Source organism: Acinetobacter uliginosus, from assembly GCF_044130295.1.
GTDB lineage: Bacteria > Pseudomonadota > Gammaproteobacteria > Pseudomonadales > Moraxellaceae > Acinetobacter.
The window spans coordinates 43,516-65,196 of the sequence record NZ_JBIQOC010000016.1; the positions used below are offsets into that span (position 1 = coordinate 43,516).

Sequence of the window (21,681 nt, forward strand, 5' to 3'; positions counted from 1 at the left end):
GCAATGTAATAATGATAGGTGTTGAAGCTTGAATGATCGTATAGCACGATATATGGCGACCCTACGGGGATTCGAACCCCGGTTACCGCCGTGAAAGGGCGATGTCCTAGGCCTCTAGACGATAGGGTCGTTAGGAGGTGATGCGTATATTATGGATTTTTAATAAAGCTGTCAAACCTGTAATTGCGTTATTTTTAAAATATTGAATTAACTGCATAAAAAATGACAAGTAAAAAATATAAAAGTGCCGTTTTTAAAACGCTACTTGATCTGTCACTTTAAAACAGTATGAATTTTTAGCACGATATAACTTGTATTAATGCACCGTCTAGGAATAACTGAAACAGATGGTCCGTTGTGATCTCTCTGTTTAGCGATGGCTTAGGTTTTCCAGTAGACGAATACTGCGAAGACTGATAATAGTGCATAAGATAAATAATAAATTGAACGTATTATTTTAACTGTAGGTTAGGTGAATTTTAAATAAATCAAAGTTTTTGATAATTCAGACGGGTTGAGGGTGGCTTTAAATTAAAAAGACCACAAATTAGTGGTCTGGTGTTTGATATTTTTGAGGTTGCTCTTGTGCTGGAGCTGCTGCTGGCGTGATTGATGAATCTTTGTCTGGAGATTTATCTTTGCTGACGATATATAAATATAAAGCTGAGGGAAGAAGAATGATTAAAACAATAAAAGCTTTTTTCAACATGATTTCAGGGTCATTGATTTCAATAGAGTGAACTTAGCATGCAAATGGTGATAAAAAAAGGGTGCTGTAGCGCTTAAGGCTAAACTTTAAAAATCAAGCTTTGAAAATGAATATTCAGGATAGGATGAGTAATTTTAGAAATAATGTTCGGTGATTCACTCGAGCTTATGGTGGTTTTTGGGTGGTTCGTTTTTTCAATATACGAATGGAGGCTTTGAAGCTCAAAATGCTTTTCATGTATAAAAATGAGGGGGCATTAAAAAACTAAAAATAAATGAATAGCTAAATAAATAGGATAGAAAAATTGAAGAATAAATAAGAAAAATAGATGGCGTCCCTACGGGGATTCGAACCCCGGTTACCGCCGTGAAAGGGCGATGTCCTAGGCCTCTAGACGATAGGGACGTTTAGAAGATGGCGGTATCTTATTGATCCGCCATCAAGGTGTCAAGTAGATGGGGTGCGAGTTTGTTCAAAATATAGCAAAACAGTTCAGCCGTTTTTTGAGTGTCGTATAAAGCAGAGTGTGCTTCCTTACCATCGAATTCAATTCCAGCCTGAATACATGATTTTGCCAGTACGGTCTGACCAAACATCACGGCACTTAAAGTCACAGTATCAAACACCGAAAAACTGTGAAAAGGGTTTTGATTTTTGGTCCCTGTACGGGCAATAGCCGCTTGTACAAAGCCCAAATCGAAATGTGCATTGTGACCGACCAAAACGGCATGGGTACAGTTTTGCTGCCGACGAACTTCATTGACCGATTTGAAAATGCGTTTTAATGCACTTTTTTCATCTTCCGCCATGGCAATGCGCATTGGGTTTGACGGATCTATACCAATAAATTCCAGAGAACGGCGGTCTAAATTCGCCCCTGCAAAAGGATTAATATGTGCATGGTGCGCTTCACCAGGTACAAATTGGCCTTTTTCATTATAAATGATTGGGATTGCTGCGATTTCCAGTAAGGCATCGGTCTGTGAGTTAAAACCTGCTGTCTCGACATCGACAACAACAGGTAAAAATCCACGGAAACGCTGACCAATTACTGGTGTGGTTTCATCTGTCACACTTTTCTCCATTGGATGGTCTTACCCGCATACAATGGGATAATCTGTTCACCATCCAAATAGTCTAAACTTTCCGGAATAACTTGCTCTTCTTTGACCAAGGTAATGCTATTGGTATTGCGCGGCAGACCATAGAAGTCCGCACCGAAATGGCTGGCAAAACCTTCCAGACGGTCCAGTCGACCTACCTGATCAAAAGCCTGAGCATATAATTCAATTGCGGTAGGGGCGCTATAGCAACCGGCACAGCCACAGGCATTTTCTTTGGCATTTTTTGAATGCGGCGCGCTGTCTGTACCCAGGAAAAACTTGGGATTAGAACTGGTTGCAACTTCAAGTAATGTTTGCTGATGGCTTTGACGCTTTAAAATCGGTAAACAATAGAAATGCGGTTTAATACCACCCACTAGCATATCGTTACGGTTGAACAGTAAGTGCTGTGGGGTAATGGTAGCAGCCACATTGCGGTCCTGTTCAAGTACAAAATGTGCAGCATCGCTTGTGGTAATGTGTTCTAAAACCAATTTAAGCTTTGGAAACTGTTTTAAAAGCGGTGAAAGTACTTCATCTAAAAAGCGTTTTTCACGGTCAAAAATATCGACATGATTGTGGGTGACTTCACCGTGAAGCAACAATGGCACCTGATGTTCTTCAAGCTGTTCAATCACTGCATAGACTTTACTGATATCACTGACGCCATTGTCTGAATTTGTGGTTGCACCGGCTGGATACAGCTTGATGGCATTGACATGCTCAGATTCTTTAATTTTTTTGACTTCGCTTGGTTGAGTCTGGTCGGTAAAGTAAAGCACCATACGTGGATCAAATGCGACACCTTCAGGGACATGCGCCATAATGCGTTCGCGATAAGCCAATGCTTCCTCAACTGTTTTGATGGGAGGTACAGTATTTGGCATGCAGATAGCACGAGCAAACTGCTTGGCAAGATCGGGAACTGTGCGTTTTAAAGATAAACCGTCACGTAAGTGAGCATGCCAATCATCTGGCTGGAGAAGAGTGATTGTATTCAAGGCCATTTCAATCGAAGAAATAAAACAGATGATAATCCATAAAGTGTGAAAATGGTAACGAGAATTACAGACAAATGGTTATATATACATAATTCTAAATAAGAAAAATATGTTATTTTTAGTAACTAAAAGAATTAAGAAATGCTGGGCAATGGAATCCAAGTATAATCTAGCGAAATTACAATATGATAAAGAAAAAATAGAAGAGCTGATTATACGGCAAAGTCAGCGTATAGGTCAGGTTTTTCCCAAAAAAATGGAACAGGAATTTTGGTCGAAAAATTTGGAGCGTGCCCGTAAGCATGTACAAAAATATCTGTGGGGCGGCGTTTTATCTTACTTTATTTTTATTCTGGTGATTTTGCCCAGCGACTACTGGGTGATTGACAAACAGTATATCAGGCATGATTTTCTGAACTGTAGCCTAGGTTTGGCCAATGGTGCTGTATGCCTGCTGATTTTATTTTCTTTTTCACATTTTCCCAAATTGCGTCCCTATTTTTCTCTGGCTTCCATGGTGCTTATGTTTTGGGCCATGATTTCCATGTCCTGGTTGACTTTGACCGTAGAAACTGTTGCCTTACGCCAACAAGGTATGGCCATTCTATGCATGATTTACATCATGGGTTCCCTTATTTCCGGGGTAAAACCATTTCAGATGTTGATGACCGGATTTTTAGCGGCTTCGCTGACAGTCATTCTGTTTTTTCTGCTTCATGTTGATTTTGATGCCGTAGTACTTGGTCGTATTCTTTTTGGCAGTTGTGTGTTTGGTTATGTGATTAGTCATATGATTTTTGCGCGTGAACGAATGATTTATCTGTTTACAATGCGAACCAAAATTAGTGAAAAAATGCATCGGATTCATAATTCGGAATTATTGCATTTAAGTCAGCATGATGACCTGACTAAAATCTCAAACCGTCGTAGTTTCGATGAAATGATGGAAGTGTTTTACCAGCAAACCCGTCAAGAACGAAGTACTTTGGCGATCCTGTTTATTGATATTGATTTTTTTAAAAACTACAACGATTTTTATGGGCATCAGAAAGGCGATGATGTGATTTCCTCTATCGCCAAATCGATTAAAAATGCCATTCGGCATATGGATTTTGTTGCACGATATGGTGGGGAAGAGTTTGTGGTACTACTGCCTGAAACAGATGCTCATGGTGCCTATGCCGTAGCGTCAAATATCTATAAGGCCATCGAGCGTCTAGAAATTCCTCACGAGAAATCTTCAATCTCCGATTTTATTACCATTAGTTTAGGAATTACTGTTTATTATGGCGAAGCTGAGCTAAGCAAAGAAGAGTTATTAAAAATTGCTGATCAGGCTTTATATCGTGCCAAGAATTTAGGCCGTAACCAGATTTATTATCAATCTCTCCGTTCCAATATCGCTGCAACTGAATTTATAAAATCATAAACAGGTCAGATAAAAAAAACCGCTCTTTTGAGCGGTTTTTTTGACCTAAAACAAACTTATTTGTTTTTGTCTTTTAATTGAGGAACAGCTGAACCTGTGCCTACGGAAAGTAAGCCTGCACCTGTATAGATACCCAATTTTGCACGAGTATCGGTAATGTCAAGGTTACGCATAGTCAATTGACCAATACGGTCAGCAGGACTAAACATAGAATCACCTTTCTCCATCGTCAAACGCTCAGCTTCATAAGTAAGGTTAGGCGATTCAGTGTTCATAATTGTGTAGTCATTACCGCGACGAAGCTCTAAAGTCACGGTACCTGTGATGGCTTTCGCTACCCAGCGCTGTGCAGTTTCACGAAGCATCAGCGCTTGAGAATCGAACCAGCGACCTTGATACAATAAACGACCTAAACGCAGACCGTTGATACGGTATTGTTCAATGGTGTCTTCGTTATGAATACCAGTCACAAGACGCTCGTAAGCGATGTGAAGAAGTGCCATACCTGGTGCTTCATAAATGCCGCGAGATTTCGCTTCGATGATACGGTTTTCGATCTGGTCAGACATACCGAGACCGTGACGACCACCGATACGGTTGGCTTCAAGAATGAACTCAACTGGATCTTCAATGCGTTGACCGTTAATCGCAACAGGGAAACCTTCTTCAAAAGTAATTGATACTTCTTCAGGTTTGATTTCGACTTCTTCTTTCCAGAATGCAACGCCCATGATTGGGTCAACGATTTTGATACCGGCATTTAAGTATTCAAGATCTTTCGCTTCGTGAGTCGCACCCAGCATGTTTGAGTCAGTTGAGTAAGCTTTTTCTTTTGACATTTTATAGTCAAAGCCGTTGTCGATCAGGAATTGTGACATTTCCGCACGACCACCAAGCTCATCAATAAAGGTTTGGTCTAACCAGGGTTTGTAAATTTTAAGCGCAGGATTAGTCAACAAGCCATAACGGTAGAAACGTTCAATGTCGTTACCTTTATAAGTTGAACCATCACCCCAGATGTTGACATCATCTTCTTTCATTGCGGTAACAAGCATGGTACCGGTTACTGCACGACCCAATGGCGTAGTGTTGAAGTAAGGAACACCACCAGTGCTGATATGGAAAGCGCCACATTGAATCGCAGCAATACCTTCTAATGCAAGTTGTAAGCGGCAATCAACCAAGCGAGCTTTTACTGCGCCATACGCTTCCGCTTTTTTCGGAATCGCATCATAGTCGTCTTCATCAGGCTGACCCAGGTTTGCTGTATAAGCATAAGGTTCTGCGCCTTTTTGTTTCATCCACAATAGAGCAGCTGAAGTATCTAGACCACCAGAGAAGGCAATACCAACTTTTTTGCCTACTGGGACATTCTGCAAGATAGTTGCATTATCAGACATTGTTAATCCTAACGATATGAAATAGGCACCGAGAAATTTGGTGGCCCAAGAAAATACACATTTCTTCAATTGTAGCACTATTTTATTTCTAATGGTTTTACAAAAGAAAATCTCGTTGAAAATTTGAAATTGATAGATTCAATATATGGTTATAAGCAAAGATTTTGATTAAATCGTGAAGCAGAGCAGAGTTGTGGCTTATAAACAGGAGTTAAAAGGAAGGTGGATAACAATTTTGAGCAGCACATTGAAAGTTTGACCGCTTGCAACATGTCCGCACATTTTATTTCCTCTCAGAATGGCTTTCTGTCGCACCTGTTATTTGTATCTAATTATCCAGGATCTAATGATCAGTATCTATGCTTGTTATAATACGCTTGTTATCAATAGTGCTTTGCTTTGAGTAATCATCATTCAAATAATCCATATTATCGACTAAAGTATTAGATGATTGTCCCGGATTTTTTATTTTTCTAAAAAAATAATAAAAATGAAATAATTAAAAATATCTGAGTGAATTTTAATCAGTGCAGTCTGTATAAATTTTAAATATTTCATGCATTATATTGGTATGACCAATTTTAAATAAGAAATTGCTTATTGATCTTTATTTGGTTAAAAAGTAGCATATTTAAAGTTTATTGATATATTTTTTTAATTAAATGATTATTGGTCATACCAGTTAAGATGTTAATTGGTAGGTGATCAGACCATTTTGTATTCTGGAAAAGCATTTCAAGGAGAGGACAATGCTTCAACAATGGCAACAGATTTACGATCCTATGGGCAATATCTGGCTCTCCAGTTTGATTGCCCTGATTCCCATCATTTTCTTCTTTTTAGCGCTTGCGGTATTCCGCATGAAAGGTAGTGTAGCGGGAACAATTACCGTGATCCTTGCGCTGCTGGTTTCATTATTTTCCTATCAGATGCCGGTCGTGATGGCTTTTGCATCGATGATTTACGGTTTTTTCTATGGCCTGTGGCCCATTGCCTGGATTATCCTCGGCGCCGTATTTCTGTATAAAATTTCGGTTAAAACCGGACAGTTCGATATTATTCGTTCCTCCATTTTGTCAATTACCGAAGATCAGCGCTTACAAATGCTCTTTGTGGGTTTTGCCTTTGGTACTTTCCTGGAAGGTGCGGCAGGTTTTGGTGCTCCGGTTGCCATTACTGCTGCATTGCTGGTGGGATTAGGTTTTAAACCCTTATATGCAGCGGGCTTATGTCTGATTGTCAATACTGCACCGGTTGCCTTCGGCGCAATGGGGATTCCCATTATCGTGGCCGGGCAGGTTTCAGGTGTAGATACCCATGAAATTAGCCAGATGGTCGGACGTCAGTTACCGTTTATGGTACCCATTGTTCTATTCTGGATTATGGCGATTATGGATGGCTGGCGTGGTGTGAAAGAAACCTGGCCAGCGGTAATTGTGGGAGGTGGATCATTCGCACTTGCACAATATTTAACCTCTAACTTTGTAGGTCCTGAACTGCCAGATATTACCGCTGCAATTGCTTCACTTATTTCTTTAACAATTTTGCTTAAATTCTGGCAACCGAAACATATTTTCCGTTTTGCAGACCAAGATGCAAATGTTGATGAATCAGCTGCTCAACAGCTCGCAGCTCAAAAACAGCAAAAATATAGCATTGCTCAAATTGCCAAGGCATGGTCACCATTTGCCATTTTAACCGCGATGGTCACCATCTGGAGTATCAAGCCCTTTAAGGATTTATTTGCCAAAGATGGTGCTCTGCATGATCTGGTGATTTCCATCAAGGTGCCGTATTTGCATCAGCTGATCCAGAAGATGCCGCCAGTGGTCCCTGAAATTAAGGACTACGATGCGATTTATAAATTTGACTGGATTTCTGCCACAGGCACAGCCATTTTCATTGCCGCTATCATCACCATCATTTTCCTGAAAATGAAGCCCAAAGCAGCTGTCATCACTTTTGGCGAAACCATCAATGAATTGAAAGTTCCTATTTATTCCATTGGTATGGTACTGGCCTTTGCCTTTATTGCGAACTATTCAGGCATGTCGGCCACGCTGGCTTTAGCGCTGGCACATACAGGTCAGGCATTTACTTTCTTCTCGCCATTCCTTGGCTGGATAGGCGTGTTCCTGACCGGTTCAGACACATCTGCCAATGCACTGTTCTCGGCACTTCAGGCGACCACGGCACAACAGATTGGCGTGCCGGAAGTACTGCTGGTTGCAGCTAATACCAGTGGGGGTGTAACCGGAAAAATGATTTCACCTCAATCGATTGCAATTGCCTGTGCGGCTGTAGGTCTGGTAGGTAAAGAATCTGATTTGTTCCGCTTTACCGTGAAACACAGTATCTCCTTTACCGTGATGATTGGTATTATCATCACATTACAAGCCTATGTGTTCCCATGGATGATTCCATAAACTGGAATTGATGCAAGAGTAGAGAAATGTAGATGAAAGTTTCCGACCAAGCCGTACAGCAGCTCCGTATGTTGATTGAACAGAGCAATATGCAGGTTGGAGACCGTTTGCCTGCAGAACGTAAATTATGTGAACAGCTCGGGGTGTCGCGTTCATCGTTGCGTGAAGCGATTCAGCATTTGGTCAGTACGGGTATGTTGCTCAGCAAGGCAGGCTCGGGAACCTTTTTGCAGTTGCTACCGAGCGCCTGGACCAATCATCAAATTGTAGAACCTTTAAGCAATTTGATTGATCAGGACCCAGCTTACCGTTTTGATGTGCAGGAAGCCCGTAGCGTTTTAGAGGGTGGTACTGCTTGGTATGCCGCTCAGCGCGCCACAGCAGCAGACCTGGAAAATATTCGCCGCTGCTACGATCGGATTGCCCATTATCAATCTATTGGGGATGATGACCAGTCAGCAAAAGCGGATGCTGAATTCCATTTAGCCATTGCCGAAGCCTCACATAATTTAGTGCTAATACAGATGATGCGCAGCCTGTTTGACCTGTTGAAATACAACGTGGTTTTGGGCCGACGCAAAGTCTATAGCGAATCGCACCGTTTTGATCAATTGCATGATCAGCACTTTCAGGTGATGGATGCAATTGAACGCCGTGATCCTGATGCTGCACGCAGTGCAGTCTGTGGACACATTGAGTTTGTAGTACAACAGGTACGCTTGATTGATGAAGAAGAAGCTCGTCGCCAGCGTGCCAGTAGATTAAACAGGATATAAGCATGATTATTTCTTCTGCGAATGATTATCGTGAAGCCGCTAGACGCCGCTTGCCACCGTTTTTATTTCATTACATTGATGGTGGTGCGTACGCGGAATATACACTGAAGCGTAATGTGGAAGATTTATCAAAAATTGCGTTGAGACAACGTGTACTGAATGACATGTCGCAGTTAAGCCTGGAAACCAAACTGTTTGATGAAACCCTGTCTATGCCCGTGGCTTTGTCACCTGTAGGTTTGACCGGGATGTATGCCCGCCGTGGTGAAGTGCAGGCGGCAGTGGCGGCAGATAAAAAAGGCATTCCTTTTACCCTGTCTACTGTTTCAGTTTGTCCGATTGAAGAAGTGGCTCCAGCAATTCAGCGTCCAATGTGGTTCCAGTTGTATGTGCTGCGTGACCGTGGTTTTATGAAAAATGCTCTGGAACGTGCCAAAGCGGCAGGTTGCTCAACCTTAGTATTTACAGTAGATATGCCTGTGCCGGGCGCGCGTTACCGTGATGCCCACTCGGGTATGAGCGGGCCAAATGCAGCAATGCGCCGTTATATGCAATCCTGTTTCCATCCGCATTGGGCCTGGAATGTGGGCTTGATGGGACGCCCACATGACCTAGGCAATATTTCTAAATACTTGGGTAAACCCACGGGTCTTGAAGATTATATTGGCTGGTTAGGTTCTAACTTTGATCCCTCGATTTCCTGGAAAGATCTGGAATGGATTCGTGAGTTCTGGGATGGTCCAATGGTGATCAAGGGTATTTTAGACCCTGAAGATGCCAAAGACGCAGTACGTTTCGGTGCAGATGGTATTGTGGTTTCAAACCATGGGGGCCGTCAGCTGGATGGTGTTTTATCTTCCGCGCGTGCTTTGCCGCCAATTGCCGATGCAGTCAAAGGTGATATTAAAATTCTAGCCGATTCGGGTATCCGTAATGGTCTGGATGTAGTGCGTATGCTGGCCTTGGGTGCAGATACCTGTATGTTGGGTCGTGCCTTTGTTTATGCACTGGGCGCTGCCGGTGGTGAGGGTGTTTCCAATCTGCTCGAATTGATTGATAAGGAAATGCGCGTAGCAATGACGCTGACTGGTGCCAAAACCATTGCCGATATTACTTCGGATTGTTTGGTGAAGTTAGATAGAGAGTTGGCTTAAATAATAATTTTGAATATTAAATTTAGTCAAAGCTTGAATTTGATACGCGTAAACGTCATCCGCAACTGTTTGAGGCAGGACTTCATACTTAACATCATGTTTCTGCGATGAAAATAAAGACTTGACGGAATATGACGAGTTTTGCGGATTACAATGGTTTTGCCTACTTTTCCCGAAAGAAAAGTAGGTCGAACCGAAGGTTAATTCCTGAATATAAATAATATTGGAAAGACTCCGCAGTAATGAATACCGTGTTGATTAAGCGCGACAATTCATCAATAGGATATGACAAATGCCATCCAATTTAGATGCACAGCAAACCATTCAAAAACTCATCCACATTGTCGGCAAGCAACATGTATTCACGGATGACAATGACACACGATTATACCGTCAAGGTCGTCGTTACGGTTCCGGCCAAGTGCTGGCCGTGGTCGTCCCGGGTTCATTGCTGGAACAGTGGCAAGTTTTGCAGGCTGCGGTGGACGCAGACTGTATTGTGATTATGCAGGCTGCCAATACCGGACTCACCGGTGGCTCAACCCCTTTTGGCGATGATTATGACCGTCCAGTGATTCTGATCAACACTCGACGCTTGGTTGGCATTCAAGTGATTAATGATGCGAAACAAGTGGTTTGCTTGCCCGGTGCAACACTAGACAAACTGGAAAAAGAACTGGCAGTGTTTAATCGTGAGCCGCATTCGGTGATTGGTTCCTCCTGTATAGGTGCATCGGTTTTGGGTGGAGTCTGTAATAACTCGGGCGGTGCACTGGTTCGCCGTGGACCTGCCTATACGGAACTTGCCCTGTATGCCCGAGTAAATGAAACCGGACAACTTGAACTGGTCAATCATTTGGGCATCCAGCTCGGTTCAACACCAGAAGAAATTTTATCCCGACTTGAAAATCAGCAATATCAATTGACTGATATTGAAAATGATCAACATTGCTGTGCTTCGGATCATCGTTATGCGCATGACGTGACTCAAGTTGATGAGAACACGCCAGCACGTTTTAATGCTGATCCATCGCGTTTGTATGAAGCGTCCGGCTCGGCAGGAAAAGTCTGTGTCTTTGCAGTACGTCTGGATACCTTTGAAAAAATTCCCAGTCAGGTGTTTTATGTGGGTACCAATACCCAGCAAGATTTAACCGCAATCCGCCGTTTTCTACTCACGGGTTTAGCGCGTTTACCGATTGCGGGCGAATATATTCACCGGGTGGCTTACGATATTGGTGCTGAATATGGCAAAGATACCTTCATGTTTATCGAAAAATTTGGAACAGCCAAAGTACCGGCGGCTTTTGCCATGAAAGATAAGGTCGATGGCTACCTGGAAAAAGTTGGCATGAAAGGGCTGTCTGATAAAGTCCTGCAAATGCTGAGCAAATTTTTACCGTCGCATTTACCGAAACGCATGAATGAATTCCGGGATTTGTATGAGCATCATCTGGTGCTGCGCATCGAAAATCAGGATGTGGAGCAGGTTCAGCAATTTTTAAAGCACTATTTTTCATCTCATAACACTGGAAATTATTTCCACTGTACCGAAGAAGAAGGACGTAAAGCCTTTTTACATCGTTTTGCTGTAGCTGGAGCTGCCATTCGTTATCGCGATACCCATCGTTCAGAAGTAGAAGATATTGTCGCGCTGGACATTGCCTTACGCCGTAATGACCGTGAATGGGTAGAAACTTTGCCAAAGGAAATGGATGAGCTGATTATCCATAAACTTTATTATGGCCATTTTTTATGTCATGTCTTTCATCAGGACTATATTGTGAAAAAAGGTGTTGATCCTTTAGCGATAGAACATCAAATGTGGAGTTTACTGGATGAACGCGGGGCTGAATATCCTGCAGAACATAATGTCGGGCATTTATATGTGGCTAAGCCTGCACTAAAAAACCATTATCAAAAACTGGATCCGACCAATAGCTTTAATGTGGGGATTGGTCATACCTCCAAATTAAAATACTGGAATCAAGAAACAAATTAAAAAACTGAATTATAATAAAAAATAACGGGTTCTATCTCAGGCGCAGTCTAAGCACTGCGCTTTTTTTTATGAAAAATTGACTGTTTCGTCAGACAATGTGTAAAACAAGTCATAAACAAAAGAATAAAAATAGGTAAAGTAATATGCAACAAGTTGCAAAGCCAATATATAAAGGATCCATCATGACAACTCGCTATGCAAATATATTAAAACCGCTACATTTGGGCTTTACGACCATTAAAAACCGTGTCGTGATGGGTTCCATGCATACTGGTCTGGAAGACCGTTTTTATAATTATCCTAAATTGGCCGCATATTTTGGCGAACGGGCAAAAGGTGGTGTAGGTCTGATTATCACTGGGGGGATTTCCCCAAACCGTCAGGGCTGGTTGCTTCCTGCGGGCGGTACCATGAATAATTTGGCGGATGTGGCGCCGCATCGTTTGGTGACACATGCTGTACATAAGCATGGTGCAAAAATTTTAATGCAGATTTTGCATTCTGGCCGTTACGGCTATCAGCCTTTTGTGGTTTCTGCCAGCCCGATTAAATCTCCAATTTCACCTTTTAAACCGCGTCAAATGAGTGAAAAGCAGATTTTAGAGACTATTGAGGATTATGCACACACGGCCAGCATTGCCAAAAAAGCCGGCTATGATGGTGTGGAAATTATGGGTTCTGAAGGCTATTTGCTGAATCAGTTTTTAAGCCGTCATGTCAATCAGCGTAGCGACCACTGGGGCGGTGACATTGAAAACCGCATGCGTTTGGCAGTAGATATTGTCAAAGCCATTCGTGAAAAAGTCGGTGAAAAATTTATTATCTGTTTCCGTTTGTCCATGCTCGATTTAGTACATGATGGCAACACCATGCAGGAAGTGATTACGGTGGCACAGGCTCTGGAAAAAGCCGGAGTTACCTTGCTAAATACGGGTATAGGCTGGCATGAAGCACGTATTCCGACCATTGTCACTTCCGTACCGCGTGCAGCGTTTACCGATTACACGGCAGAAGTGAAAAAGCATGTCGCTATTCCTGTGATTGCCTCTAACCGGATTAACATGCCTGAAACGGCCGAAGCCATTTTGGCGGCTGGAAAAGCCGATATGGTGCAGATGGCGCGACCATTGTTGGCGGATGCCTTCTGGGTCAGCAAGACCGCCACCAATCGGGTAGATGAAATTAATACCTGTATTGCCTGTAACCAGGCTTGCTTGGACCACACCTTTAAAAATAAACGTGCAACCTGTCTGGTCAATCCGCGCGCTGCTTATGAAACGGAACTGGTGTATGTAAAAACCAAAGCACCGAAAAAAATTGCCGTTGTTGGTAGTGGTGTGGCAGGCATGTCGGCTGCAACGGTAGCTGCCAGTCGGGGGCATAAAGTCACATTATTTGAAGCAAGCCATGAAGTGGGCGGCCAGTTCAATCTGGCTAAAGTAGTACCGGGTAAAGAAGAATTCCATGAAACCATCCGTTATTTTAAAGTTCAAATTGAAAGAACTGGGGTAGAGCTGCGCTTAAATACCAAAGTGAACCGTGAACAACTGGAACGTGAAGGCTTTGATGAGGTCGTGGTTGCGACTGGAGTTGTTCCGCGTGCCTTAAATATTGAAGGCAGTCAGGCACCGCAAGTGTTGTCTTATGCAGAAGTGTTACGTGGAGCAGCAGTTGGCAATCGGGTGGCGGTGATTGGTGCCGGTGGTATTGGTTTTGATGTATCCGAGTTTTTATTAAAACCTGAACATCAGCCACAGCCGCAACCGTTGGCAGACTGGCAACGGGAGTGGGGCATTGACCCGAATCCGAACTATACTTCTGAGGGTGGCATACAAGCTGCCGAAGTGGCTCATCCTGTCCGTGAAATTTATCTCTTGCAACGTAAAACGACACCGCTGGGGATTGGCTTGGGTAAAACCACAGGTTGGGTGCATCGTGCGCAATTGAAAAAACACGCTGTGAAGATGCTACGTGGTGTGCAATATAAGTCTGTAACCAATGAAGGTTTATGGATTGAAACCAATGGCCACGATCAATTGTTACGTGTAGATACTGTGGTAGTGTGTGCAGGACAGGAATCGGTCAAAGACATTATGCCAACGGCGGATGAATTTACCTTGGCGAATTACCATATTATTGGTGGTGCCAAACTGGCGGCAGAGCTTGATGCCAAGCGTGCAATCCGTGAGGGTGCCGAATTGGCAGCCAAATTATAATTTTTAAAGTTAATTTGGTGAAACAATATTCATTTGAATAGTTTGCTTGTAATTTTTACTTGTCAGTTTTTAAAAAGATCCGTATTATGGCGCACATGGAAGCGTGGCAGAGCGGTTTAATGCACCGGTCTTGAAAACCGACGAGGGTGTGAGTCCTCCGTGAGTTCGAATCTCACCGCTTCCGCCAAATTTAAGATAAAGCCCTAATCATTGATCGGGGCTTTATTGTTTTTAGGGTTATGCAAGGTAAGCCGATAATAAGCAGAATAAAAACCTAGCTTAAGTTCAAGTTATTGATCAAGCCTAAATACAATTTCAAATTGAGTACCGTCCCAAACAGTTAATTCACCAATCCAATTTGTTTTTGCATTAAATCTTTTCGGGTATTGGCTGCCATCTTTACCCTCTAAAATATTTTGAAAATCAGAACTGTTATTGAGCATTGCTATAATTGGTCTAATTTTTAAGTTTTCTTCCAAAGCAAGATCAAGATTTCTCTTAAACTCATTACGTCCATTGCACGACCATCTATCAATACGGTCACGATAGACCTGTTTTCTTTCAGTTGGGTGTTTAGACAATAAAGGTTTATGTCCCCATAAACTAACAATTAGCTCATTGTTAGAGCTAATTGAAGATACCGACCAGTTCGGATTCTTAAGATCAGCATTAAATTTTTTAAATTCAGAAACGATGCCCACAAAATAGCCTTATTCAATTTTACCCTTATTAAAAATATTCTGATTGGTATAAATTACAAGTATTTAATGGTAATAAATGTCTGATATTCCAACTATTTGGGGTATATGCATTGGTGTGCATGTTGGAACTGAACCAGTTTAAAAAATTACATTGGAATAGAGTGGTTAGAGCTAGGCGATTTAAGTCAGATGATAGTGCGATATTGTGAATACAGCATTTATGCTAGGTTGAGTCGGGATAAAAAACATTTCAGGCTACGTTGCCGCTACACATGGTGTGATAGTTAGTATACTACTCAATAATTAAAAATTTAAATAAAAGACCCTGCTGATGCAGGGTCTTTTATATGAGTAAAGATGATATGAATCTAAATTGTTTATTTAGTTGAAGCCCAACCGCAGATAAATTGTTCTGGTTCAATTTCTGTAGTCACGATGACATGTACACCAATATTTCTGAGCTTTTCTCGTAATCGATCTCCGATTCCTGTGGTCACAAATATGTCCATAGGCAAAAGTTTTTCGAGTACTTCCCCAGACTGGGAAAAAGATTCTTCTTTTTCCACTTCAATAAGCTGTTTGTCAGTCACTTTTTCATCTTTTAATTCATATTTCCAGAATTTTCGACATTTTCCAGCATGTGGAGTAATGTGACGCCGGTTCTGGGATGTAATTACAATTAACATGGAGTTTCTTCCAAACCAATAGTTATTTAAATTGATGATAATCATAAGGGTTTAAATTATTCCCGATTATCCTCAAGCTAGATTTTCCAGTACAAATTGAGGCGACTTTATAAATAGTTTGATCAAAGCCTGTGCCGAACTTGATGGATGACGCACTCCGCGTTCCCAGCTCTCCAAGGTACGGGCAGAAATACACAGTTTGGCTGCCAGTTCTGTCTGTGAAATATTAAGGGCATGTCTGATCCGGACAATCTGTTGCGCCAAATCCAGACAACAGCCGCTATTAAAATCATTTTTTTGCGAGTGTGCATGATCATGCTGAAGTAGATTCATCATTATCTCCTCCTTATTGATACATCAAAAAGTTGTAATAACACTTTAAAAAAATCCAAAGGTAATTAAGACAGTAACAACTGAACTCAAAGCAGGTTTGAGCACAGTTAAACTAAACGTCATGATCACCTATTACGGATTGGACCACTGTGGCTGAAGATGTGGGTTACGAGATGCCTATGCGGATAGATAGAGCCATACTGCATCGATATTCAAACGTAGGCAGACTACTCAGCGATACCACATCTGTTGATTTAGTGGGTGAGTGTTAAAGGAGGAGCACGGCCCTGAGGAATCAGGAACCAGGGAGCGGGTGGGGTCAGTACATGCGGGACAGAGGCACTGAAGAACAGAAGTAAGGTCTGAGTTCTGACCAGTACTGGTCTGAGCTTGGTGTCCAGTAGCGGTAGGGTATAGCTGTGCACCAGACAGAACTGGCAGTCATGAGTGCTGTGTGAATCATTCTGCTGTTGGTGTGGTGCATGCTGATTCTGCACGTCGGTGACGACCTGTACATCGTTCTGATCTGCTGCACTGGTGTGGTGATGGGCATGTGGATGGGATGTTGGAAAATTAAGTGTTTTGTGAGTGCTATTAACTTGCAGATCTAATGCAACGGCAATAGTTTTACATACCGAAAAAACACTGTGCTTTTCTGGCAATAAAGGCTGCAGGAACACAGCGATCTGTAACAAGATTGCGGATAATCCCAACAATCTTCCCAACATTATGAGCACTTCACTACGCTTTTATGAATATTGCATGAATTATAATATAACAAAATATGAAATTTAGAACTGAAAAAAATAAGCTATTACATTAATTCTAATCTGTTATTAAACATAGTTTTATTTTTCTGCTAGATTTGAAGGCATCATCTATTTTTAAGCATAAACTTAGAGTTCAATCCAATATTGATTTATAGTGATTTTAATCGTTATTTTTATTCTATATTCTTATAAATTATAGATAAGAATTGTTTTGATAGAGGGAAATCATGTTTAACATTCTGATGTATGTCCCTTGGGGCAAGGTGCCTGAAACCCCGGCAAAGAAATTATGGGGGCAACGGGAAAATGTACAAATTGTGGATGTTCGAACTGAGCAAGAATTTAAACACAGCCATATAGAAGGTGCCGTCAATTTGCCGATTACCCGGTTTACAGAATCTGCAATATGCTCATTAGGTCTCAAAACAGATCAACCTGTAGTAACGATCTGTTTATCAGCACACCGGAGCATTCCTGCGACACGTAAACTGGCCAAGATGGGTTATTCAGTCTCACAGTTAAAAGGTGGCATGAAATCCTGGTGGAAAAATGACTTGCCGTGTATCGAAAACTAAAGGCTAAATCTGCAGTAAGAGATGTTTTATTTATTTAAATAAAACAAGTTTGGCTGGTCCGAGAGGGCAAAATTTTTTAATCCTCAAACACATCTATTAGGAATGCATAACGCTTTTCCTGGCTAGAACAAAAAATAGCGTCTCTTATTTAAAATTTCCTTTCACGCATTTCAATTCAGTAAAGTTTTTTGTGGACACTCTTTAGCCAATAAATAAACTTATTCGGCAGTTTATATAGAACTAGTTTATTTTTTATTTTAAGTCTTTAATTTAATTCACCTTTTGTTTAATTTTTTTGCTTTTCAAAACTGGCTATATGTTATATATTTATAAAGTGAAAAGTCGAGTAAATACGTAGGGATTTATTCTGAAATTTCATGTTTTTATTCAATTTATCCCTCTTAATTCGATTCCAGTCGAGAGAAAGTTTGCTGAAGCGAAGTGGATTTTTTATTGCATTTGCAGTCTTACTTCTGCAAATCGCAGTATATTTACAGCCTCTGCTGCCGGAAAAATTTCACATTGCTCCGGTCTGTATGTCGATTACCCACAATCTTCTTTCGTCTGCTGATCATCATGCCCACTCTGCTCATCATGAGCTGCTCAAGGATTTGATTCCTCAGCAATCCCAAGATCACAGTCAGCATAATCACCAGTGCCAATACTGCACTGTTTATGGTGATTTGGTACTGCCATTTAAACTGGGAATTGATGAAGTTCTGGACCGGATTCAGGTTCGACTAAATTTCTATCAGTCGTTCTTCCGGCATGTCTATTTCAGCTTGCAGAAGCTGTATTTGCTGCCACAGGGCAGAGCGCCACCTCTGACTTTTTAGGACACGATTGGTCACGTCAAACAGTTGTTTTTGTTTGCACTACACAACATCTTAAAGAGTTTTAATCATGAAAATTCAGTTTTCGCTGTTCGCTAACAGCGTAATGGTTTCGTTCGCCCTCAAAAAAGTCTATAGCGTATCCGGTATACGGGTTTCATCTCTATACCAGAGGATCAATGTCCGGCAAGGGGTGTCAGTTTCACTGCATCAATCAGCGCCGTTGATGTCCTCCCTGTATTCAATTGATCAGTAGGAGGCAGCATGAATTTAGGGCTAACCGCGCTGGAACTGTCGCGTATCCAATTTGCATTTACCGTATCATTTCATATTATTTTTCCGGCAATTTCTATTGGTTTAGCCAGTTTTCTGGCTGTTCTTGAATGGCGTTGGCTTAAAACCAATGATCCGGTATACCGGGACTTATTCAAGTTCTGGATCAAGGTTTTTGCCCTGTCCTTTGGTATGGGCGTAGTCTCCGGTGTGGTGATGAGCTATCAATTTGGCACCAACTGGAGTGAGTTTGCACGGATTTCCGGCAGTGTCACAGGACCATTACTCGCTTATGAGGTTTTAAGTGCGTTTTTCCTTGAAGCCGGTTTTCTGGGGATTATGCTATTTGGTTGGGGGCGAGTGGGACTGAAAACCCATTTTTTCGCAACATTGATGGTGGCTATAGGTACCTGTATTTCAATGTTCTGGATTCTGTCCTCGAATAGCTGGATGCAAACCCCTCAGGGCTTTACTGTAGAAAATGGCATTATTGTCCCGCAAGACTGGTTTGCCATTGTCTTTAATCCATCTTTCCCCTATCGATTAGCACATATGGCAATGGCCTCTTTTCTGGTTTCTGCTTTGCTCGTCGCTGCCACAGCCGCATTTCATTTATTAAAAGGCCGTCGTGATGCCTTGGTAAAAAAATCATTTTCCATGGCCATGTGGATGATTGTGGCATTGGCACCTCTACAAATGTTTGTGGGAGATATGCATGGCCTGAATACGCTTGAACATCAACCGGCCAAACTGGCAGCCATAGAAGGACACTGGGAAACCAATAAAGATCATGGCATGCCTTTATATCTATTTGGTATTCCCGATATGCAGGCTGAAGAAACCAAGTATGCGATCGGTATTCCGAATCTGGGCAGTCTGATTATGACGCATAGCTTAAATGGTGAAGTCAAAGGCTTAAAGGAATTTGCCCCTGTAGACCGTCCAAACTCACTGGTCATATTCTGGAGTTTCCGGATTATGGTCGGACTGGGTGTACTGATGATGCTGATGGCCATCATCGGTTTATGGTTAAGAAAAACCGGAAAATTTTATGAAACACCATGGTTCCATAAATTTTCTTTGTACATGGGTTCATCTGGATTTATCGCTTTACTCGCCGGTTGGTTTACCACTGAAGTCGGTCGTCAACCCTGGGTGGTTTATGGCATTTTACGGACCAAAGATACTCTTTCTCCCGTTTCAGCAGAGCAGGTGGGTTTAACCCTGATCATTTTTGTAATGGTCTACTTTATTGTGTTTGGTGTTGGCATTTTCTACATGCTGAAACTGATGCGTAAAGGTCCGGAGTTTATACATTCGGCACCCCATAGTGAGCAGGCGGTCATACAGGCATCAAAACGTCCTTTAAGTACGATTGATGAGGAGAGCGATCGGGATCAAGTAAGTTCTACACAATCTCAGGAGAATCAAAAATGATCGATTTATCATTAATTTGGATTCTAATTATTGGATTAGGAGTGCTGATCTATGTCGTGCTGGATGGCTTTGACCTCGGTATCGGTATCCTATTTCCTTTTATTTCCGATCGCCAGGAACGTGATGTTATGATGAATACCGTCGCGCCTGTCTGGGATGGTAATGAAACCTGGATGGTACTGGGTGGTGCAGGATTATTTGCTGCATTTCCCTTGGTGTATTCCACTGTGTTATCGGCTCTGTATATACCCATTATTCTGATGCTGATCGCGCTGATTTTCCGGGGAGTTGCCTTCGAATTCCGGTTTAAGGCCAATAAAACCAAATATCTTTGGGATCAAGCTTTTATTTGGGGATCGATCCTCAGTTCTTTTTTTCAGGGCGTGATTTTGGGAGCCTACATTCAGGGCATTAAAACCACGAATGGCATTTATACTGGCGGTGGTCTGGACTGGTTAACACCTTTTTCCCTGTTTACCGGTCTAAGTGTGGTCGTACTGTATGCAACGCTGGGATGTGGCTGGTTGATCTTTAAAACCGAAAAAATGCTGCAGAATCGCATGTTTGAACTGATGCCAAAACTGCTCATCGCATTATTGCTGATTTTTGCCTGTGTCAGTATTTATACGCCTTTGCTTCATCATGAAATTGCAGTGCGCTGGTTCAGTCAACCACAACTCTTTTATTTTAGCCCGGTTCCCGTACTGGTTCTGCTGTTTACTTTCCTGGCAATCAAAGCCTGTAAGCAGCGCAAAGAGTTCCTGCCATTCATTTATACTTTGGCTTTGGTAATTCTCGCTTATAGCGGTTTTCTGATTAGTTTATGGCCTTATGTCATTCCACCATCCATTACTATCTGGGAGGCTGCAGCACCTGCCAGTAGTCAATTATTTGCCCTTATTGGCGCACTTATCTTAATTCCGATCATTCTTATTTATACCGGATTATCGTATTGGGTTTTCAGGGATAAAGTGCGTGTGGGTGATGAAGGTTATCATTAAGGAGGCTAAATGAAAATTTCTGAATTGAAATGGTTTATTGGCTTATGGCTGGCTGGTTTTTTAAGCTTGGCCTTGGTTGCAGGGCTATTTAGATTGCTGTTGAAATTGGCGTATTAAGTTTTAAACACAGATCAGTGGGAGTTCTCACTGGTCTGCTGAATCAAGATACGGTATGTTAATCATGAAGCTGTTCATGGAATTGAACCAATTGAATCAGACAATTCATATCAATCAGGAGTCGATAATGAAAAAATATCTTTTTTGTGTAGGCATTGAATTTAAAAAAGCATCAGATCCATCGGAATCTTATGCGTATGTGACAGCTTATTTAGGCGCAAAAAACATCGATGAAGCAATTCAACGGGTGAAAAAACAGCTGGAGCAAGAAGGAAATGAAATCCTGTTTGTCCGTGGTTGTTGGGTCGTCGATTCAGACTGTGATGATGGTTTCTGTCCAACAGATGAGAGTAAAGTACTTGCAAAAAATGACTTGCTCTTTAATGACCAGATCTTGTTTGGAAAGTTACAGGAATGGTCTATCGATAATAACTACGAATACTAATTTCGTGAGCGATGCATCAGTTGGTTTTTTCTTTCTGATGTATCGTGCTTTATCCCAGTCCATGTATGGTCAGTGATGAACAGGAATTATACTCGGTAACAGACAGAACATCATCTAAGTCAAATAGCTGTGGATAATGCTGATTACATCCTAGTAGTGAAAAGTATTTACAAAGAGTTTGAAGAATACTAGGGTCTGTTGACATTTGTTGCTTAAAAAAATAGCGAGATAGTAAAATTAAATCGCCAAACCCAATTTTACTCTCGCTATGCCTCGTACAATGCTGAATGATCA

Annotated in this window: 20 protein-coding genes and 3 tRNA genes; 13 read left to right on the forward strand and 10 right to left on the reverse strand. The window is 41.8% G+C overall.

The genetic code is table 11. The features are described from left to right. Positions 1–53: 53 nt before the first annotated feature. From ACE01T_RS05265 to pyrC, 5 genes are all read right to left on the reverse strand, one after another. Positions 54–129: transfer RNA gene (locus ACE01T_RS05265), tRNA-Glu, on the reverse strand. A 418-nt stretch (positions 130–547) separates the two neighbouring features. After that, a complete protein-coding gene (locus ACE01T_RS05270) occupies positions 548–709 on the reverse strand; it encodes a hypothetical protein (protein ID WP_200224110.1) in 162 nt (53 codons plus the stop codon). Between the two features lie 329 nt (positions 710–1,038). Continuing rightward, positions 1,039–1,114: transfer RNA gene (locus tag ACE01T_RS05275), tRNA-Glu, on the reverse strand. Positions 1,115–1,134: 20 nt separating this feature from the next. Beyond that, the gene (rnt, locus tag ACE01T_RS05280) at positions 1,135–1,794 is read right to left on the reverse strand and encodes a ribonuclease T (RefSeq protein WP_180042727.1); all 660 of its coding nucleotides are present in this window, start codon (positions 1,792–1,794) and stop codon (positions 1,135–1,137) included. Continuing rightward, positions 1,779–2,813 (reverse strand): dihydroorotase, encoded by a 1,035-nt coding sequence (pyrC, locus tag ACE01T_RS05285; protein WP_200224113.1) that lies wholly within the window; start codon positions 2,811–2,813, stop codon positions 1,779–1,781. Before pyrC ends, rnt begins: the two co-directional genes overlap by 16 nt. A 151-nt stretch (positions 2,814–2,964) precedes the next feature. Between pyrC and ACE01T_RS05290 the strand changes: the two genes are divergently transcribed. Further along, the gene (locus ACE01T_RS05290) at positions 2,965–4,242 is read left to right on the forward strand and encodes a GGDEF domain-containing protein (RefSeq protein WP_086194956.1); all 1,278 of its coding nucleotides are present in this window, start codon (positions 2,965–2,967) and stop codon (positions 4,240–4,242) included. Between the two features lie 56 nt (positions 4,243–4,298). Here the strand turns inward: ACE01T_RS05290 and argG are convergent, their stop codons facing one another. Beyond that, a complete protein-coding gene (gene argG / locus ACE01T_RS05295; protein ID WP_086194957.1) occupies positions 4,299–5,642 on the reverse strand; it encodes an argininosuccinate synthase in 1,344 nt (447 codons plus the stop codon). 749 nt (positions 5,643–6,391) lie between these two features. Here argG and lldP point away from each other — a divergent pair. The 6 genes from lldP to ACE01T_RS05325 all read left to right on the forward strand — a co-directional run bounded on the left by lldP (position 6,392) and on the right by ACE01T_RS05325 (position 14,403). Next, positions 6,392–8,068 (forward strand): L-lactate permease, encoded by a 1,677-nt coding sequence (lldP, locus tag ACE01T_RS05300; RefSeq protein WP_180081392.1) that lies wholly within the window; start codon positions 6,392–6,394, stop codon positions 8,066–8,068. Positions 8,069–8,100: 32 nt separating this feature from the next. Further along, the gene (gene lldR, locus ACE01T_RS05305; RefSeq protein WP_086195132.1) at positions 8,101–8,844 is read left to right on the forward strand and encodes a transcriptional regulator LldR; all 744 of its coding nucleotides are present in this window, start codon (positions 8,101–8,103) and stop codon (positions 8,842–8,844) included. A 2-nt stretch (positions 8,845–8,846) separates the two neighbouring features. Next, positions 8,847–9,998 (forward strand): FMN-dependent L-lactate dehydrogenase LldD, encoded by a 1,152-nt coding sequence (gene lldD, locus ACE01T_RS05310; RefSeq protein ID WP_200224127.1) that lies wholly within the window; start codon positions 8,847–8,849, stop codon positions 9,996–9,998. 292 nt (positions 9,999–10,290) lie between these two features. Then, positions 10,291–12,000 (forward strand): D-lactate dehydrogenase, encoded by a 1,710-nt coding sequence (gene dld, locus ACE01T_RS05315; protein WP_200224129.1) that lies wholly within the window; start codon positions 10,291–10,293, stop codon positions 11,998–12,000. 182 nt (positions 12,001–12,182) lie between these two features. Continuing rightward, positions 12,183–14,216, forward strand: coding sequence for an oxidoreductase (locus tag ACE01T_RS05320; protein WP_395518865.1), 2,034 nt, complete (start codon positions 12,183–12,185; stop codon positions 14,214–14,216). Positions 14,217–14,313: 97 nt separating this feature from the next. Beyond that, positions 14,314–14,403, forward strand: a tRNA-Ser gene (locus ACE01T_RS05325). A 103-nt stretch (positions 14,404–14,506) separates the two neighbouring features. Here ACE01T_RS05325 and ACE01T_RS05330 read toward each other — a convergent pair. The 4 genes from ACE01T_RS05330 to ACE01T_RS05345 all read right to left on the reverse strand — a co-directional run bounded on the left by ACE01T_RS05330 (position 14,507) and on the right by ACE01T_RS05345 (position 16,664). After that, positions 14,507–14,917 (reverse strand): hypothetical protein, encoded by a 411-nt coding sequence (locus ACE01T_RS05330; RefSeq protein WP_086194962.1) that lies wholly within the window; start codon positions 14,915–14,917, stop codon positions 14,507–14,509. Between the two features lie 377 nt (positions 14,918–15,294). Beyond that, positions 15,295–15,603 carry a NifB/NifX family molybdenum-iron cluster-binding protein gene (locus tag ACE01T_RS05335; RefSeq protein ID WP_180081379.1) on the reverse strand — a complete coding sequence of 103 codons (309 nt, stop codon included), beginning with the start codon at positions 15,601–15,603 and terminating at the stop codon, positions 15,295–15,297. Between the two features lie 72 nt (positions 15,604–15,675). Further along, positions 15,676–15,936 (reverse strand): helix-turn-helix domain-containing protein, encoded by a 261-nt coding sequence (locus tag ACE01T_RS05340; RefSeq protein ID WP_166171018.1) that lies wholly within the window; start codon positions 15,934–15,936, stop codon positions 15,676–15,678. A 254-nt stretch (positions 15,937–16,190) separates the two neighbouring features. Then, positions 16,191–16,664 carry a DUF2946 domain-containing protein gene (locus tag ACE01T_RS05345; RefSeq protein WP_218944737.1) on the reverse strand — a complete coding sequence of 158 codons (474 nt, stop codon included), beginning with the start codon at positions 16,662–16,664 and terminating at the stop codon, positions 16,191–16,193. A 269-nt stretch (positions 16,665–16,933) separates the two neighbouring features. On the opposite strand from ACE01T_RS05345, the gene ACE01T_RS05350 reads away from it, so the two are divergent. The 6 genes from ACE01T_RS05350 (at position 16,934) to ACE01T_RS05375 (ending at position 21,387) form a co-directional block, all read left to right on the forward strand. Continuing rightward, complete coding sequence (locus tag ACE01T_RS05350; RefSeq protein WP_180081115.1) at positions 16,934–17,281, forward strand: rhodanese-like domain-containing protein; 348 nt, start codon at positions 16,934–16,936, stop codon at positions 17,279–17,281. Positions 17,282–17,658: 377 nt separating this feature from the next. Next, positions 17,659–18,117: a DUF2946 family protein gene (locus tag ACE01T_RS05355; RefSeq protein ID WP_395518866.1), complete on the forward strand. Its 459-nt coding sequence runs from the start codon at positions 17,659–17,661 to the stop codon at positions 18,115–18,117. Between the two features lie 261 nt (positions 18,118–18,378). Further along, positions 18,379–19,824 carry a cytochrome ubiquinol oxidase subunit I gene (locus ACE01T_RS05360; protein ID WP_395518867.1) on the forward strand — a complete coding sequence of 482 codons (1,446 nt, stop codon included), beginning with the start codon at positions 18,379–18,381 and terminating at the stop codon, positions 19,822–19,824. Next, a complete protein-coding gene (gene cydB / locus ACE01T_RS05365; RefSeq protein WP_180081118.1) occupies positions 19,821–20,825 on the forward strand; it encodes a cytochrome d ubiquinol oxidase subunit II in 1,005 nt (334 codons plus the stop codon). Before ACE01T_RS05360 ends, cydB begins: the two co-directional genes overlap by 4 nt. 9 nt (positions 20,826–20,834) lie before the next feature. Then, a complete protein-coding gene (locus ACE01T_RS05370; protein WP_004973777.1) occupies positions 20,835–20,942 on the forward strand; it encodes a DUF2474 family protein in 108 nt (35 codons plus the stop codon). 127 nt (positions 20,943–21,069) lie between these two features. Continuing rightward, positions 21,070–21,387 (forward strand): hypothetical protein, encoded by a 318-nt coding sequence (locus ACE01T_RS05375; RefSeq protein ID WP_086194969.1) that lies wholly within the window; start codon positions 21,070–21,072, stop codon positions 21,385–21,387. Positions 21,388–21,681 lie beyond the last annotated feature (294 nt).

Coding starts and splice junctions, on each gene's coding strand:
- ACE01T_RS05270 (WP_200224110.1), bottom strand. CDS start 709: ATGTTGAAAAAAGCTTTTATTGTTTTAATCATTCTTCTTCCCTCAGCT.
- rnt (WP_180042727.1), bottom strand. CDS start 1,794: ATGGAGAAAAGTGTGACAGATGAAACCACACCAGTAATTGGTCAGCGT.
- ACE01T_RS05290 (WP_086194956.1), top strand. CDS start 2,965: ATGGAATCCAAGTATAATCTAGCGAAATTACAATATGATAAAGAAAAA.
- argG (WP_086194957.1), bottom strand. CDS start 5,642: ATGTCTGATAATGCAACTATCTTGCAGAATGTCCCAGTAGGCAAAAAA.
- lldP (WP_180081392.1), top strand. CDS start 6,392: ATGCTTCAACAATGGCAACAGATTTACGATCCTATGGGCAATATCTGG.
- lldR (WP_086195132.1), top strand. CDS start 8,101: ATGAAAGTTTCCGACCAAGCCGTACAGCAGCTCCGTATGTTGATTGAA.
- lldD (WP_200224127.1), top strand. CDS start 8,847: ATGATTATTTCTTCTGCGAATGATTATCGTGAAGCCGCTAGACGCCGC.
- dld (WP_200224129.1), top strand. CDS start 10,291: ATGCCATCCAATTTAGATGCACAGCAAACCATTCAAAAACTCATCCAC.
- ACE01T_RS05320 (WP_395518865.1), top strand. CDS start 12,183: ATGACAACTCGCTATGCAAATATATTAAAACCGCTACATTTGGGCTTT.
- ACE01T_RS05335 (WP_180081379.1), bottom strand. CDS start 15,603: ATGTTAATTGTAATTACATCCCAGAACCGGCGTCACATTACTCCACAT.
- ACE01T_RS05340 (WP_166171018.1), bottom strand. CDS start 15,936: ATGAATCTACTTCAGCATGATCATGCACACTCGCAAAAAAATGATTTT.
- ACE01T_RS05345 (WP_218944737.1), bottom strand. CDS start 16,664: ATGTTGGGAAGATTGTTGGGATTATCCGCAATCTTGTTACAGATCGCT.
- ACE01T_RS05350 (WP_180081115.1), top strand. CDS start 16,934: ATGTTTAACATTCTGATGTATGTCCCTTGGGGCAAGGTGCCTGAAACC.
- ACE01T_RS05355 (WP_395518866.1), top strand. CDS start 17,659: ATGTTTTTATTCAATTTATCCCTCTTAATTCGATTCCAGTCGAGAGAA.
- ACE01T_RS05360 (WP_395518867.1), top strand. CDS start 18,379: ATGAATTTAGGGCTAACCGCGCTGGAACTGTCGCGTATCCAATTTGCA.
- cydB (WP_180081118.1), top strand. CDS start 19,821: ATGATCGATTTATCATTAATTTGGATTCTAATTATTGGATTAGGAGTG.
- ACE01T_RS05370 (WP_004973777.1), top strand. CDS start 20,835: ATGAAAATTTCTGAATTGAAATGGTTTATTGGCTTATGGCTGGCTGGT.
- ACE01T_RS05375 (WP_086194969.1), top strand. CDS start 21,070: ATGAAAAAATATCTTTTTTGTGTAGGCATTGAATTTAAAAAAGCATCA.